Below are 16615 nucleotides of genomic sequence, written 5' to 3'. Positions count from 1 at the left end.
CGTCGGCGTCCCGTCACCGTTCTCCCCGGCGCCACCGCCCGGGGCGGATCATCGTCTCACACGGCCCGCGGCGGCTCTTCGCCTGCTCCCCCGTGCGGGGGAGGCGGATGGTTCCCTCAGGGGAGGCGGACCCCGGGCGCTCACCGGAAGCATCTCGGCCGTGAACACGGATGGAACACAATCGGTGAGAGGCACCGCGACACCGGTCGAGACGGACCGGGTCGGCGCCGGATGGACCGCGGCGCGTGTGGTGGCCGGCTACGGCGCAGCATTGTCGCTGTCGCTCTATCTCGCGGTGAAGGTCGTCTGGGTGGTGGCGGCGCTGCTCGGGCACGCGCCGTCCACCTTCACCGACGGCGACTGGATCCTGTTGAACGCGGTCACCGTCGCCATGTCGGTCGTCGGCATCGCTTTGGGGCTGGTCCTCGCACAACGATGGGGCCGCCGCGTCCCGGCGGCGCCGCTGGTCTTCTTCGCCTGGACGGGAGCGGGATTCCTCGTACCGATGATCCCCTACATGCTGTTCGGCGCCGTCCTCGGAGGCAGCGCGGGAGGCGGCGACTCCGGCGGCGGCGATGCCGCCCCGTCGTGGGAACTGGTCTTCATCGGTATCGGATTCGCGGGCATGGCCCTGGGACTGGCCATAGCGCTCCCCATCTACATGCGGGAACGGTGGCCGGCCGCGTTCCTCGGGCGCGTCGGCGACCGACCTCCCCCGCCCCTCGGCCGATCCGGTCTGCGAGCGCTGTACATCCTGGTCGCGGCACTCGCCCTCCTGTGGACGTACTGGACGGCGGGCGGAACGCTCGGCCTCGCCCCCGCACACCGCGACCTGATGGACCTCGACGGACGGCTGCTCACCGGCAACTCCGCGCTCTGGGCCGTCGTGGGCGCCGCTGCGATCCGCACGGTCGCCACGGGACGGCCGAGGATGCCCCTGTGGATCCCGATGGCGTTGGCCTTCACCTCGTCGGGTTCGCTGTTCGCGTGGGCGGCGTGGAAGCTCCCGTGGGCCCTCCTCCGGCCGGGTGGCTACGCGGCCGCCGAGTATCCGGCCGTTTCCGTCGTCCAGCACGGGCTGGGCGTCACCGCAGGAATCGGGATGCTGACCGCGCTGCTCACGGCCGTGCGAACGCGCCGGAGCGAGGTCGGATGACCCACGCCCCGGCGGCCCGCTGCGGAGGGAGGTGCTACCCCGTGAAGTCCGTGACGTGGTCGCGGACCCAGGTGGCGAAGGTGCGGGGAGCATGGCCGGTGACCTGTTCGACGGTGCCGGTCAGGGGCACGGGGCGGCCGTCGTTGGCCTGCCAGTAGCCGAGCAGGGCGTCCGCGTAAGGACCGGGGATGTAGTCGGCCATCTCCTGTCTCCATTCCTCGGGGTCACGTTGTTGACGGTGATCGGCCTGCCGGTGATCTCGGCGAGTCGCTCGATCTGTTCGCTGAACGTGAGGCTCTGCGGGCCGGTCAGGTGGAGGCGCCGGCCCTGGTGGCGTGGGTCGGTGAGCACGGTGAAGGCCACTTCGGCGAGGTCCCTCTCGTGGATGGGGTCGGTGTGGGAGCCCGGGTAGGGCAGGCTCACCGGGCGTCCGGCCTTGATGGGCCAGGCCCAGGCGCCCGCGTTGCCCGCGAAGGAGCCGGGGCGCAGGATCGTGGTGGTGAGCGGTGCGGCGAGCAGTGCGGTCTCGACGTCGAGGTGGGACTTGGCCAGCGGGTTGCCGGCCGCGCCGGGGTCCAGCACGCTGGCGGAGGACAGCAGGACGACGTGCGTGACGCCGGCCGTGACGGCGGCGTCGACGAACTCGGCGATGTGCGACGCCTCGGCGTACAGGAAGACCTCGGTGACGCCGGCGAGAGCGGCCGGGAAGGTGGCGGGATCCCGCAGGTCGCAGGTGACGGCCGTGACGCCGTCGGGGACCCGTAGCTGTCCGGGGTGGCTGGAGGCCACGCGTACGGGACGACCGGCCTGAAGCAGCAGGGTCAGCAGGTGCGTGGCGACCGCGCCGCGGCCTCCGGTGACGAGAATCATGGAAATACTCCGGTTATGGAACGAATGTGCGGATGCCTTCCGGAAGGAAGCGCGGAAGGCTCAGTAAGCGCGTGCTCCCCGGCCTGGAATCAGCGGGATGCTCGTCGGCACGCCGCGGTGACGGCCAGGCGGAGGGGCAGGGTGGGGAGCAGGCAGGGCAGAACGCCGCTCGACGGCACGATCGGTGTGACGGTGTCCAGGCCTGCCGTGAAGCCGCAGTTGCCGATCGGCGGCCGTTCCGGCAGCGGCCGGCCGGCACGTGCCTGCTGTATCGCGCACACACGTGGAGACAAGGATGAGGACGTGGCGGGGCAAGCTCTCTACTGAGAGATCCAGACAGCCTTACTGAGGCTGTCGTGCCGGCCGGATGTCCCGACACGCTCGTGGACGAGCGCTGCACCTTACGATCGAGAAAGTAGCACGGAACTCACACAACCGGAGAACCGGGCGGACAGGCGGCTCCGGGAACACCAGGCGCGGGTTGTCCGACTCGTGGCCGGTGGCCTGGCCGCTACCGCGTCACGGGCGGTCCATCGACTACACCGACGACACCGGATCACCGCGACGGTGACGTACGCGACGGCGTGCTCTACCACGAGCATCTCGTGCTGTACCGCGAGCGGCCCGCCTCCTGACGGCGCCGCCCGCCCTGTCGCCTGGCCTCCTCGCCCCGGCCGGGGCCGGTCATGTCTCACCGGCCCGCGGCGGGGATGAGCCGACCGGCTCAGTCGCTGTCGCGCACCTTGTCGTACAGCAGGCACAGTGCCCCGCTCGCGGCCTGCGCGACGGAGACAGTCCGCCAGCCGGTGGCGGGAAGGCCGTCGGCGAACAGGCGGGGGCCGTCGCCGACCAGCTCGGGCGCGAGCGTGATGCTCAGCCGATCGAGCTCTCCGGCCCGCAGCAGGGCCTGGATGACGCTGGTGCTGGCCAGCACGACGATGTCGCCGCCGTCCTGCTGTCGCAGTTCCTTGACGACCTCGGCGGGGCCGGCGGCGACGATGCGCGAGTTCTGCCACGGGGCCTCGGTGAGCGTGGTGGAGAAGACGACTTTCTCGACGGTGTTCAGCCACCGGGCGAAGGCCCGGTCGCGGGGGTCGGCCGACTCGTCCTCGGCCACGGTGGGCCAGAAGCCGCCGAAGCCCTGGTAGTTCTTGCGGCCCAGCAGCGCGGTGGTGGCCCCTGCGGTCACCTCGACCATGTGGTCGCGGGCCACGTCGCTAACGGCGTGGGGGACGATCCAGCCCATGTCGTACTCGCCGCCGGGGCCGTGGATCCGGCCGTCGAGGGAGAGGGTGATGTTGCCGATTACGGTGCGGTTCGTTGTCATGAGGCAAGTGTTCTCGGGGCGAGAGTGGCTAACATCGGCCAGATGGCCGATATGCCAGATCCGGACCTGGCCGACGACGGCGCTCCGCCGCTGGAGCTGACCTCGTTCGTCGGCCGCCAGGCCGAGTTGCACATGATCGGGGCCGCCCTGGGCGAGGCCCGGCTGGTCACCCTGACCGGTGCGGGGGGCTGCGGCAAGACCCGGCTGGCGGCCCGGCTCGCCAGGCGGCCGGTGCGTCCGCCGCGCGACGGCGTGTGGTGGGTGGACCTCGCGCAGGAGACCGACCCGGCGGCGGTGCCGCGCCTCGTCGCGACGGTCCTGCGGCTGCTCCTGGCCGGCGACTCGGACGGGACCGCCGCCCTGTCCAGGCAGCTGCGCGAGCGCGAGCTGCTCCTGGTGCTGGACAACTGTGAGCACCTGCTGGGCGGCGTCGCCGACGTGGTGGCGGGCCTTCTGCGCCTCTGCCCGCACGTCACCGTCCTGGCGACCAGCCGGGAGCCGCTCGGCCAGCCCGGAGAGCTGGTCTGGCGGGTCCCGCCCCTGGACGCGCACGCCGGAGTCGCCCTCTTCCTCGACCGGGGCCGCGACGTGCCGCGCACCGAGGAGGCCCTGGCCGTGGTGCGCCGCATCTGTGCCCGGCTGGACGGCATCCCTCTCGCGCTGGAGCTGGCCGCCGCCTGGACCGGCACGCTGGCGCCCGAGGAGATCGACGCCGAGCTGGACGACCGGTTCTCGATCCTGGTCACCGGTCACCAGGGGACTCCGCCGCGGCACCGCACGCTGGCGGCGTCCATGGCCTGGAGCCATGACCTGCTTCAGGAGCGCGACCAGGTGCTGTTCCGCCGGCTGGGCGTGTTCGAGCCGGGCTTCACCCTCGCCGCCGCCGAGGGCGTGCTGGACGGCCATGGCCGTGTGGAGATGCTGACGGGCCTGCGCCGGCTGATCGACAAGTCGCTGCTGCTGGCCGAGACCCGCAAGGGCGTCACCCGCTACCGGATGCTGTCCTCGGTCAAGCAGTACGCGTGGGAGCGGCTCGCCGAGGCGGGCGAGCTGACCGCCGCGCGCGACCGGCACGTGGCCGTCTGCCTGGCCCTGGTCCGGGAGGCCGCCCCGCTGCTGGACGGCGACAAGGACGCCTGGCGGGCCAGGATGCGCGAGGAGTACCCCAACCTGCGCACGGCGCTCGAATGGGGTCTCGGTGGCGACCGTCCGGATGAGGCTCGCCACCTGGCGGCCGAGCTGGCCTGGCTGTGGCACCTGGAAGGCCGGCTCGGCGAGGGCCTGGGACTGCTCCGGCTCGCGGCCGAGCGGGGCGCCGGCGAGCACAGCGCGCTGCAGGCCCGGGTCCTCACCGGCCTCGCGCTCGTCGCCGACACCACGCACCCGGCCGGGCTGGAGTTCGACGCGGCCCACGCCGCCCGTGCCATGGCGCTCGACCACGGCGATCTGCGGACCGCCTGCCTGGCGGGGTCGCTCAGCGCCATCGGCATGCTGCTCACCTCTCCGGACGAGGCGCGGGTCAGGGCCGCCGCCGTCCGCGAGGAGGCCGTCGCGGCGGGCGACGCCTTCGTGGCCGACGCCGCGCAGGTCCTCATCGGCCTGGTGCACCACATGAGGGAGGAGCACCGACAGGCGCTGGCGGAGGTGGAGACGCCGGTCCGCGGCCTGCTGCGGCGAGGCGACCGCGGTGTGGCGGCGCTGGCGCTCGGCCTGATGGCCCTCGGCAGCGCCTTTCTGGGCGAGCTCCCCCGGGCCAGAACGTGGGCGGAGCAGGCGGTCGAGGTCGCCGCCCCTCTCGCCGACTACCACCGTGCCGGTACGGCGCGCGCCGTCCTCGCCCGCGTGTGCCTCCTGCAGGGCGACGACAAGGCCGCCGAGCTCGCCCTCGACCCGGTCATCCGGCTGGTGGACCAGGCGCCCTCGGCTCCCTTCGTGCCGAGGCTCGCGTTGACGATCGGGCAGCTCTGCCTGAGCAGGCGCGAGCCGGTGCGGGCGGCCGAATGGTTCAGGAGTGAGACGGCCTGGCGCGGCGGCGAGCAGCCGGACGAGTTGCTGACCCCGGAGACCCGCATCGCTCTGGCGGCGGCGCTGCGGCAGGCCGGCGATCCGGAGGGCGCGGCGCGGGCCTGCGCGGCCGGCCTCGATGCCGCCCGGGCCCTGGGGATGCCGCGTCTGATCGCCGAAGCTCTGGAGCAGCAGGCGTTCCTCGACGAGGCGCGCGCCGTCGCTCTGCATCTGGAGGCCCTGCGCCTGCGCGCCGCCAACGGCCTTCGCCTGGCCTGCGTGGACAGTCTCGAGGCCCTGGCGGCGCTGGCCGACGCCACCACCGGCGCCCGGATCATGGGCGCGTGCGATCGGGCCAGGGAGGAGCTCGGTTACCCCCGGCCGCACCGGCCGAGCGTCCCGGCCGCTCCGGAAGGCCGCCGGATGGAGCTGGAGGAGGCCATCGCCTTCACCCGCCGCGCACACGGCGGACGCCGCCGTCCCGCCACCGGCTGGGCCAGCCTCACCCCGGCGGAGCAGGAGGTCGTACGGCTGGCCGCGGCTGGCCTGTCCAACCCCGAGATCGCCGACCGGTTGTTCATGAGCCGCAGCACGGTCAAGACCCACCTGGCGCACGTGTACGCGAAGCTCGGCGTGGCCAACCGCACGGAGCTGGCGGCGCTGCACCGCGAACACGACCGCTGAGACACCGGTCGGCCCCGGCCCGGGAATCGGACACGCGGTCCCGGCCGGGCCGGAGCACCCCGTCACCGGCTGTGAGTGCGCCGTCTCCCTGGCACGACATCGACGGCGGAGGTCTGGCACGGCGACGTACGCCCTGTGCACCGCAGTGTCAATTTGTCTGACTTACCGCCCTAATATCACTTTATTTACTCTTTATGTGGATAACATGACGTGAATCCTTGATGGGCGAAAAGAATTTATTGACAGGGGGTGACGGTAAACGTTTAATGTGTGCGATCTTGCGGATTTCGTACGGGAGATAACCCATGTTTAGGTTTCCCGGACTGCGGAGTTGGCGTGTGCTCGCTGCCGTGGTCGTGGTGGGTGTACTGGTGGGAACCGGGGCACCCCCGGCCGCGATGGCGGCACAGGAAGGTCGGACGGGGTCCGACACGGGCCGGCTCAGCGGCTGGCAGCAGGCGCTGAAGCGCGCTGCCGAGATCCGGGAACCGGTCGAGGTGACCGAGGCCCGGACCGAGTTCACCACCACATACGCCAATCCGGACGGCGAGTCCTTCCGGCTGGAGCAGTCGACCACCCCCGTCCGGGTCAAGGGAGCGGACGGGGCGTGGGTGTCACCCGACGCGACGCTGGAGCGGCGCGCCGACGGAAGCGTGGGACCGGCCGCCGCGGCCGTGGGCATCTCCTTCTCCGGAGGCGGTGACGGCGGGAACCTCGTCACGATGAACCGGGACGGCAGGACCCTCGCGCTGGGCTGGCCGGGAACCCTGCCCGCGCCGGTGCTCGACGGCCCGAACGCCACCTACCGGAACGTGCTGCCGGACGTGGACCTCAGGATGACCGCGACGACCGAGGGCTTCCGTCAGGTCCTGATCGTCAAGACGCCGCAGGCCGCGGACAACCCCGCGCTCGCGCGGATCCGGTACGCCGTCAGGTCGTCCGGGCTCAAGGTGGAGGAGACCGCGGACGGCGGCATGTCCGCGACCGACGGCAACGCCACCGAGGTCTTCACCTCGCCTCCGGCCGCGATGTGGGACTCCACCGGGAACCCCGCCGCCGGGCAGGTCACGGCGACGGACGCCCCCGCGGCCCCGTCCGCCTCGGCCCCCGCAGCCAAGGGCGGCGCTCCCCAGGGCGCTCCCGCCGCGGACGGCTCACCGGCGCCGACGACGACACCGGAGCCGACATCACAGGCGACGCCCGAGACGGGCGTTCCTTCTGACGAGGGGCGGGCGGCCGACGGTCCCGCTCCCGGGGCGGGGCACGCCGAGCTGCCGATCGAGGTCGGCAAGGACACGCTCACGCTCGTCCCCGACGCCGGCCTGCTCAAGCAGAAGGACGAGTCGGCCTACCCCGTCTACATCGACCCGACCGTCACATGGGGCGAGACCGACAGGACGCTGCTGCGCTCGGACGGCTACAAGTCGTACAACTGGGGCAACGGCAGCAACAACCAGGGTGAGGGCGTCGGCCACTGCGGCACCTGGAACGGCTACTACTGCGGGCCCGGCTACACCCAGCGGCTGTACTTCCAGTTCTCCCCCGCGAGCCTCAAGGGCAAGCAGGTGCTGAGCGCGGCGTTCCGCATCACCGAGCCCTGGGCGTTCCAGTGCGACCCCCGGTGGGTCGACCTCGTCCGTACGAACAACTTCACGTCGTCCACCACCTGGTCGGGCCGTCCGAAGGAGCTCGACTGGATGGTGGACCGCAACGTGTCGGCGGGCCGCGGCTCGGCGTGCGATCCCGACCAGCCGACGGCGCCGATCGAGTTCAAGGACAACCCCGAGGAGACGAACGAGAACCTGACCCCGACCGTGAAGGACTTCGCGGCCGGCAAGTTCTCCAAGCTCACCCTGGAGCTGCGGGCGCACGACGAGGGCGACACCTCCGCCTGGAAGCGGTTCAGGAACGACGCCGTGCTCGTCGTCGACTACGTGGGCATGCCCGGGGTGCCGACCGGAGTCGGCCTCGTCACCGGCTCGGGCACCGTCTGCGAGACCAAGGAGTCGGCGCCCGCGGTCCTCTCCGACCCCACGCCCACCATGGCGACCACTCCGCAGACCCTCGCGGGCGGCGAGTCCGGCGCGATGCTGCGGGGGGCGTTCTACGTCCAGAAGAAGAACGCCGACGGCACCTGGACGCAGGCCTTCTCCACCATCGAGCGGCCGACGACCGGACACGTGGGCGACAACGTGAAGGTGACCGCCGACGCGCCGACGCTGTCGGAGGGCGTGCTCTACCGCTACGACTCGTGGACGCGCTCCTACTACAGCAACTACACCAAGTGGCTGGCCGGGACCAGCAGCTACCTGAGCGCCGGCTGGTGCTACTTCAAGGTCGACCCGACCGCGCCGAAGGCGCCGGTGGTCACGCTCGGCGCGCCATACACCGCGTGCACCGCCACGAGCTGCGCGCCCGCCGGCGGACCTGGGCAGAGCACGACCGTCACCTTCGGCCCGGCGTCCGGCGACGCCAACAACGTCGCCTACCAGTACCGCGCGTCCACGAGCTCGACCTGGTCGTCCGACGTCACGGGCGCCACGGCGAAGGCCCTGATCACTCCCCCGGCCGCCGGAACGTACAGCCTGTACGTCCGGGCCAAGGACAACGTCGGCAGGTATGGCGCGACCACGGTCGTCGACTTCCTGGTCGCCGCGGGCGCGGGCCCGGTCGGCAGGTGGCACTTCGACGAGGACTCCGGCGCCGCCGTCGACCGCGGCAGCGGACACCACGACGCCACGCTCTCCGGCGGCGCCGTACGGGACACCCGGGGACGCCGCGGCGAGGTCTGGTACGACGACGCGGGCACGGCACTGGACACCCCGAAGGTCGACAAGGGGTTGGGCCTGAACGGCACGTCGGCGTACGCCGCGACGTCCGGACCCGTGCTGGAGACCCGGTCGGCCTACACGATCTCCGCCTGGGTGCGGCTGGACAAGGTGAGCGACGACGGCATCGTGCTGTCGCAGGACGGCTCGGGCGGCTACAGCCCCTTCCTGGTCTGGCACGAGAAGGACTACGGCGCCTTCTGCTTCGGCGTGAAGGACAAGGACGAGGCGACGGGCAAGGCCTACTACGGGGTCTGCTCGAAGAACGGCACGTCCCGGGCGAACGTCTGGACCCACCTGGCCGGCAGCTACGACCCGGCGACGCAGAAGCTGAGCTTCTACGTCAACGGCGTGCCGCAGGGCACCGCGACCGTCTCCGGCGTGTGGTCGGCCACCGGACCGTTCGAGATCGGCCGCTACAAGTGGGCCAACGTCTTCCAGTTCTACTTCCCGGGCTCGATCGACGAGGTCGCCGCCTGGCAGCGGGTCCTGACCCCGGAGGAGGTCGCGACCGAGGCGCGGTCGGAGTCCCCGGCGTCCGGGCGCAACGACGTGGAGCTGGTTGCCGACTGGGACCCGGCGGGCGCCGCCGGGACGCAGGTGCCCGACTCGCTGTCGGGGTACGGCCGGGCGCTGGCGCTGGCCGGCGGGGCGTCGCTGGACGGCGAGGGCCTGGTGCTCGACGGCGTGGACGACGCCGCCACCGCCGCGGGCCCGGTCGTGGACGACACCGGCTCGTTCACGGTGACCGTGAAGGTCGAGCTCGACCGGGACAAGATCCTGGCGAAGCCGATCGGGACCGTCGGCCAGGTGGCCGGGCAGCGCACGGCCGACGGGTCGTCGTGGGGCCTGTGGTTCGAGCTGACCGGCAAGGAGACGCAGCTCGACGACGACGGCAACGAGGTCAGCGTCCCGGTCGGCTTCTGGCGCTTCGGCCGGGTCAACAAGGACGGCACGAAGACCTGGGTGAGCTCCGACACCTCGGCCAGCCTGGACAGCCCGGTCCGCCTGACCGGCGTGTACGACGCCCTCGCGGCGAACGGCCGGGTGGTGCGGCTCTACGTCGGCCACGAGCAGAACGACCTCGACATGGCCTACACCGCCGCGCCCGGGTCGGGCGACTTCGCGGCCGGCAAGGGCTTCAGCGCGACCTCCTGGGGTCACTTCCTCCCCGCGAGGATCACCGATCTGCGGCTGTGGGCGGGCGCCATGGCCGATTCCGACCAGATGGACGCCGTCATCGGCGACTGACGGCGGTGCGGGGACCGGATCGCCGGTCCCCGCACCTCCCGCATCTTCCCCCGGTTGATCCGCGGGTTCTCTCTTTCCTCTTGAGGAGGTTGGGTCATGCGTCGGCCCGGAATTCGTGCTGCCCTGGTGGCCGCGTTGGCGGTGGTGATCTCGTTACCCGTCGGGGTGACGGCGGCCTCGGCCGCGGAGGGACCACCCGGCGCCCCTCCCGTGCAGAAACAACGGTCCAGCAAGGTCAGGGCCATGGACACGAGCGGGGCGAAGGAGGCCAGGGAGCGGGTCGCCGTGTCCAGGGCCCGCAACGACGCCGCCGCCGACCGGGCCGCGAAGGAGCGCGAGGCCGCCAGGTGGCCGAGCGCCGGCGAGGCCGACGTGACGATCGGCGGTGCGCAGAGCGTCAGCGTGGGCGGGCTCCCGGTGAGCCTGAAGCCCGCCGCTGCCACCCCCGCTTCCCCGGACGCCGCCGGCGACTCACAGACGGCTCGTGTGCGGGTGCTCGACCGTGCCGCCGCCGAGGCGGCCGGGGTGGACGGGGTGCTGCTGGCCGCGTCGGCGCAGACCCCGGGCACCGCGACGCTGAGCGTCGGCTACGCCGCCTTCGCCTCCGTGTACGGAGGCGGGTGGAGCGGCCGGCTGCGGCTGGTCCGGCTGCCCGCCTGCGCCGCGACCACCCCGGAGCGGGAGGAGTGCCGCACGCGGACCCCGCTGGACACCGACAACTCGGCCGCGGCGCAGACCCTCTCGGCGCCGGTCACGTTCGACGCCGCCCCGGCCGTGCTGGCCGTGACCGCCGACACCCCCGGTGAGGGAGGCGAGGCGGCCGACGGCAGCGGCAACTACGCCGCCACCCCGCTCGCCGCGTCGTCCACCTGGGAGGCCGGCGGCAACTCCGGCTCCTTCAGCTGGTCCTACCCGATCGCCCCGGTGGAGCCGGCGGCGGGACCGGCGCCCGCGCTCGACCTGTCGTACGACTCGGGCAGCGTGGACGGGCGCACCTCCACCACCAACAACCAGGGCACCTCGATCGGCGAGGGCTTCGACACCGCCGCCACCTCCTACATCGACCGCCAGTTCGGCACCTGCCGCGAGGACGGCCACGACAAGCAGTACGACCTGTGCTGGAAGTACGACAACGCCTCGCTCGTCCTCAACGGCAAGGCCACCGAGCTCGTCAAGGACGACACCAGCGGCAAGTGGCGGCTGAAGAACGACGACGCCTCCACGGTCACCCACTCCACGGGCGCCGACAACGGCGACGACGACGGCGAGTACTGGACCGTCGTCACCGGCGACGGCACGAAGTACGTCTTCGGCCTGAACAAGCTGACCGGCGCGGGCAGCCAGCGGACCAACTCGGTGTTCACGGTCCCGGTGTACGGCGACGACTCCGGCGAGCCCGGCTACGACAAGGGCGACACCTTCGCCGACCGTTCCGTCACGCAGGCGTGGCGGTGGAACCTCGACTACGCCGAGGACACCCACGGCAACGCCATGACGTACTGGTACACGCCGGAGACCAACTACTACCGGAAGAACAAGTCCGACACCGCGACCGCCTCCTACGTCCGCGGCGGCTACCTCGACAAGATCCTCTACGGGCAGCGGTCCGACACGCTGTTCACGGTGGACGCGCCCTACAAGGTCGCCTTCTCCTACGCCGAGCGCTGCACGGCCTCCGACTGCGGCAGCCTCACCAAGGACACCGCGGAGAACTGGCCCGACGTCCCCTTCGACGCCATCTGCAAGAAGGACGCCGACAAGGACGACTGCCACGCCGAGAGCCCGGCCTTCTTCACCCGCAAGCGCCTGGTGAAGCTCGAGACGAGCGTCCTGTCGGGCACCACGTACAAGCCGGTCGACTCGTGGGCGTTCACGCAGAAGTACCTGGACGGCGGCGACATCGGCAGCTCCGCCGACCAGACGCTGTCGCTGATGTCGATCGTGCGGACGGGCTCGGCCGGTGACACGCCGCTGACGCTCGACCCCGTCTCGTTCACCTACGCCATGCGGCCCAACCGCGTCGCCGGCGGCACCCAGCCGGGAGGCGGCAACATCCTGCCGCTGACCAGGCCGCGCATCGAGACGGTCACCTCGGAGACCGGCGCGATCACCACGGTCAGCTACAACGAGCCCGAATGCGTGCGCGGCTCGAAGATGCCCAAGGCCGAGGACGACAACGCGCTGTCCTGCTATCCGCAGTTCTGGCACATCAACGGCGCCACCGACGCCTCCATCGACTGGTTCAACAAATACCGCGTGCTCGCGGTGAACCTCGCCGACCCGGCAGGCCACAACCCGCTGACCGAGTACGCCTACGAATACGCCTCGCCCGGCTGGCGCTACAACGACAGCCCGTTCACCCCGGCCGACGAGCGCACCTGGTCGCTGTGGCGCGGCTACCAGAAGGTCACGACGTACGTCGGCGACGCCGACGGCACCCGCACCAAGACGGTCACGGTCTACCTGCAGGGCATGAACGGCGACCGGCTGCTGAAGTCGGCCGACCCGAGGACGGTCGATCCCGACAACCGGCGCGCCGCCGTCGTGCCGGGCCTCGACGTCGCCGGTCTCGACGTGCCCGACTTCACGGACTCCGAGCAGTACGCCGGCCTCACCCGCGAGGAGGTCACCTACGACGGGGCCGACCCGGTCGACGTGACGGTCAACGACCCCTGGTCGGCGAAGACCGCCACCCAGCACAAGTCGTACGCCGACACCGAGGCCTACTACGTGCGCATGGGCAAGACGTCGGAGCACACCTACCTGACCGTCCCCAAGACCTGGCGCACCGTCACCACCTCCACGACGTACGACTCGTACGGCATGGCGGTGAAGCAGGACAGCACGGGCGACACCGCGAAGAGCGGCGACGAGACCTGCACCCGCACCTGGTACGCGCGCGACGACGCCAAGGGCCTGAACGCGCTGGTCTCCCGCACCCGCGTGGTCGGCCGCTCCTGCTCGGTGAAGGAGGCCGACCTGTCGCTGCCCGCGGGCTCCGACACCTCGGGCGACGTGCTGTCCGACACGGCCACCGTGTACGACAACACCGCCGCGACCGGATGGTCGGCGAGCCAGAAGCCGGTGAAGGGCGACGCCACCTGGACGGGACGGGCCACCGGCTACCCGTCGGCCGTCACCGGCGACGACCGCCCGCCGACCGGCTGGCAGCGCACCGAGTCGACCACCTACGACACGCTGGGCAGGCCGCTGACCGTGACCGACGCGGGCGGCAACCCCACCACCACGGCGTACACGCCGACCGGCGCCGGAGTCCTCACCAAGAAGGTGGAGACCAACGCCAAGCAGCAGAAGACGACGACGTTCCTCGACGGGACGCGCGGCCTTCCCGAGCGCACCTACGACCCGAACAACGGCAAGACAGAGCAGACCTACGACGCCCTCGGCAGGCTGACCGGCGTGTGGCTGCCCGACCGCAGCAAGGACGGCGGGCAGACCCCCACCTACGCCTACTCCTACGTGTACGAGCGGGGGAAGGCGCCCGCGATCGGCACCTCGACCGTCAAGTCGTCCACCACGGCCAGCTGGTCGTACGAGATCTTCGACTCGCTGCTGCGGCCGATGCAGACGCAGAAGCCGACGCCGAACGGCGGCCGGCTCCTGACCGACACCCGCTACGACTCGCGCGGCCTGGCCTACGAGACCTACGCCGACATCTTCGACTCCAAGCAGACGCCGAACGCCACCTACACGCGGGAGGAGTACGGCGAGGCGCCCAAGCAGACGAACATCGTCTTCGACGGCGCCGGCCGGCAGATCCGCAGCACGTTCCTGTCGTACGGCGTGGAGAAGTGGACGACCACCACGACCTACACCGGTGACTCCACCGCCGTCAGCGCGCTGACCGGCGGCACGGCGACCCGGACCATCACCGACGCGCTCGACCGCACGGTCGAACGGCGTGAGTACAACTCGCCCTCCCCCGCCGACACCCAGTACGGCGCCCTCACCTCCAGCGGGTACACCTCCACGTCCTTCACCTACCGCCCCGACGACAAGGAACTGACCGTCACCGCCCCCGACGGCGCGAAGTGGTCCTACACCTACGACCTGTTCGCCAGGCAGACCGGCATCAGCGACCCCGACAAGGGCGCGAGCACCGTCCGCTACACCGCGCTCGACCAGACCGACACGGTCACCGGCGCGAACGGCACTGTCCTGCTGTACGGCTACGACGAGCTCGGCCGCAAGACCGGGCTGTGGTCGAGGTCGCGCACCGACGCGAACAAGCTGGCCGCCTGGGCCTACGACACCGTGGCCAAGGGCCAGCTCGCCTCGTCCACCAGCTACGACGGCGGCGTCTCCGGCAAGGCGTACACGAAGAAGGTCCTCGCGTACGACGGCCAGTACCGCGCCACCAGCACCGAGATCGACATCGACCCGAACGACCCGCTGGTCCTGTCCGGGGCGGCGAAGACCAGCTACACCTTCGGCAGCGACTACAACCTCGACGGCACGCTGAAGAGCTCCACCGAGCCCGCGGCCGCCGGGCTGGCCGAGGAGAAGATCAGCCTGGCCTACACCCCGACCGGGCAGGTCAACGGGCTGACCGGCACGACCGACTACCTCCAGAAGGCCGACTACAACGCGCTCGGCCAGCCCCTGCAGTTCACCCTCGGCCTTTCGGGGGCCACGGAGGCCAAGAAGACCTTCCTCAACAACACCTACGAGGAGGGGACCGACCGGCTGAAGCGGGCCTTCGTCACCACCCAGTCCACGCCGGTGAAGCCGCAGGACCTGGCCTACCACTACGACGACGCGGGCAACGTCACCGAGATCGCCGACACCCCCACCCAGGACGGCGCGGGACAGAACGACATCCAGTGCTTCGCCTACGACGGGCAGCGGCGGCTGACCGAGGCGTGGACGCCCGCGACCGACGACTGCACGAACAAGACCCTGGGCGGCGCGGCGCCGTACCGGACCTCCTACACCTACAACTCCTCGGGACTTCGGGCGACGGAGACCCGTGACAGCGGCTCCACCGCGACCACCTCGACGTACTGCTACGGCGACACGGCCAAGCGGCACGCCCTCACCGCGGTCGTGACCGGCTCCTGCACGGGCGCGGCCGCCACCTACACCTACGACAAGTCCGGCAACACGATCGGGCGCAACGGACAGGTGCTGACCTGGGACGCGCAGGGCCGCATCGCGACCCTGACCCAGGGCACGCAGAAGACGTCCTACCTGTACGACGCCGACGGGGCGCTGCTGATCCGCCGCGTGGCAGGCGACGGGGAGAGCGTGCTCTACCTCGGCGCCACCGAGATCCACTCGAAGAAGACCGGCAGCACCGTCACGACCTGGGCCAGCCGCTTCTACGCCGCCGGCACGCAGGTGATCGCGGTGCGCACCACCCAGGGCGGGAAGAACGCGGTCTCCTTCCTCGCCGGCGACCAGCACGGCACCTCCTCGCTGTCGGTCGACGCGGCCGGTCAGGCGATCAGCAAGCGCTTCACGACCCCGTTCGGCGCGCCGCGCGGGAACACGGTCGGCGGCGCGTGGCCCGACGACAAGGGGTTCCTCGGCAAGCCCGCCGACGCCGCCACCGGGCTCACCTACGTGGGGGCCCGCATGTACGACCCGGTCGCCGGCAGGTTCCTGAGCGTGGACCCGGTGCTGTCCACCGACCAGGCCCAGTCGCTCAACGGGTACTCCTACGGCAACAACAACCCCGTCACGTTCAGTGACCCGACGGGTGAGGAGATCGGCTCGCGGCCCAACTCCTGCCAGTACGACCTGAAGTACTGCTCGAAGGAGGAGCAGGGGAAGGTCGGGTACGACCCCAAGACCGGCAAGGTCGACCCGTACAAGCACCACAAGAAGCCCAAGAAGAGCTCCCCGACGCCGAGGCCGTCCCCCGGCCCGTCGCCCAAGCCCCCGGCGGGCGGCTGCTACTGCAAGCCGGTGCACCGCGACAACGGCGTCAACCTGTTCAAGGCGCTGCTCATCCACCCGTTCCACTGGAACAACAATTTCAACGGAGCGAACGCGCTGGCGCTGACCTACGAGATCTTCGCCAGCGAGGGGTGTGAGAAGCGGGCCCTGCAGTACGTCTGCTACGGCGGCTCTCCGGGCGGCGACCAGCCCATGACGGTCGGCGACGTCCACTTCTACCCGCACTCCAAGAAGGAGTTCCAGAACCAGCTGCGAGACGAGAAGCAGCGCCGGGACGACATCGCGAGGGTCGCCGGCCGCGAGACGGCGGACAAGTACGGGCCCAACATCGAGAAGCACGAGGCGGTGCACTCCGAGCAGTGGGCACGCTTCTCGGACGCCACCCAGTTCATCGCGGCCTACGCCGGTCAGTCCTGGCGTTCGCAACACGACTGGGGCGATCCCGCGGCCGCCAACGCCTTCGAGGTGGAGGCCAACCTGTGGTGGGGAAGCTACACCGAATGGCAGCCGCTGCACTGGGGCCCGGTCAGCTAGAAACAGTGAGCCAGAAATCCTGGTGAACTGGGAACCCCG

The 16615-nt window shown here is 71.2% G+C and carries 6 protein-coding genes; 4 read left to right on the top strand and 2 right to left on the bottom strand.

The genetic code is table 11. The features are described from left to right. Positions 1 to 184: 184 nt before the first annotated feature. A complete protein-coding gene (locus FLW16_RS15620; RefSeq protein ID WP_142560751.1) occupies positions 185 to 1156 on the top strand; it encodes a hypothetical protein in 972 nt (323 codons plus the stop codon). Positions 1157 to 1276: 120 nt separating this feature from the next. Here FLW16_RS15620 and FLW16_RS15615 read toward each other — a convergent pair whose 3' ends face one another. Then, the gene (locus tag FLW16_RS15615) at positions 1277 to 2026 is read right to left on the bottom strand and encodes an SDR family oxidoreductase (protein WP_221891097.1); all 750 of its coding nucleotides are present in this window, start codon (positions 2024 to 2026) and stop codon (positions 1277 to 1279) included. 724 nt (positions 2027 to 2750) lie between these two features. Beyond that, the gene (locus FLW16_RS15610; RefSeq protein WP_142560750.1) at positions 2751 to 3353 is read right to left on the bottom strand and encodes a dihydrofolate reductase family protein; all 603 of its coding nucleotides are present in this window, start codon (positions 3351 to 3353) and stop codon (positions 2751 to 2753) included. Between the two features lie 42 nt (positions 3354 to 3395). Here FLW16_RS15610 and FLW16_RS15605 point away from each other — a divergent pair, with 42 nt between their 5' ends. From FLW16_RS15605 to FLW16_RS15595, 3 genes are all read left to right on the top strand, one after another. Then, complete coding sequence (locus tag FLW16_RS15605) at positions 3396 to 6041, top strand: LuxR C-terminal-related transcriptional regulator (RefSeq protein WP_142560749.1); 2646 nt, start codon at positions 3396 to 3398, stop codon at positions 6039 to 6041. Positions 6042 to 6379: 338 nt separating this feature from the next. Beyond that, the gene (locus FLW16_RS15600; RefSeq protein ID WP_221891096.1) at positions 6380 to 10120 is read left to right on the top strand and encodes a LamG domain-containing protein; all 3741 of its coding nucleotides are present in this window, start codon (positions 6380 to 6382) and stop codon (positions 10118 to 10120) included. 243 nt (positions 10121 to 10363) lie between these two features. Continuing rightward, complete coding sequence (locus FLW16_RS15595) at positions 10364 to 16576, top strand: RHS repeat-associated core domain-containing protein (RefSeq protein WP_221891095.1); 6213 nt, start codon at positions 10364 to 10366, stop codon at positions 16574 to 16576. Positions 16577 to 16615 lie beyond the last annotated feature (39 nt).

Origin of the sequence: Microbispora sp. KK1-11, from assembly GCF_006874435.1 — a bacterium.
GTDB classification, from domain to species: Bacteria; Actinomycetota; Actinomycetes; order Streptosporangiales; family Streptosporangiaceae; genus Microbispora; species Microbispora catharanthi.
Note: the sequence above shows the minus strand (reverse complement) of the source record. Positions and strands in the feature narration are given on the sequence as shown.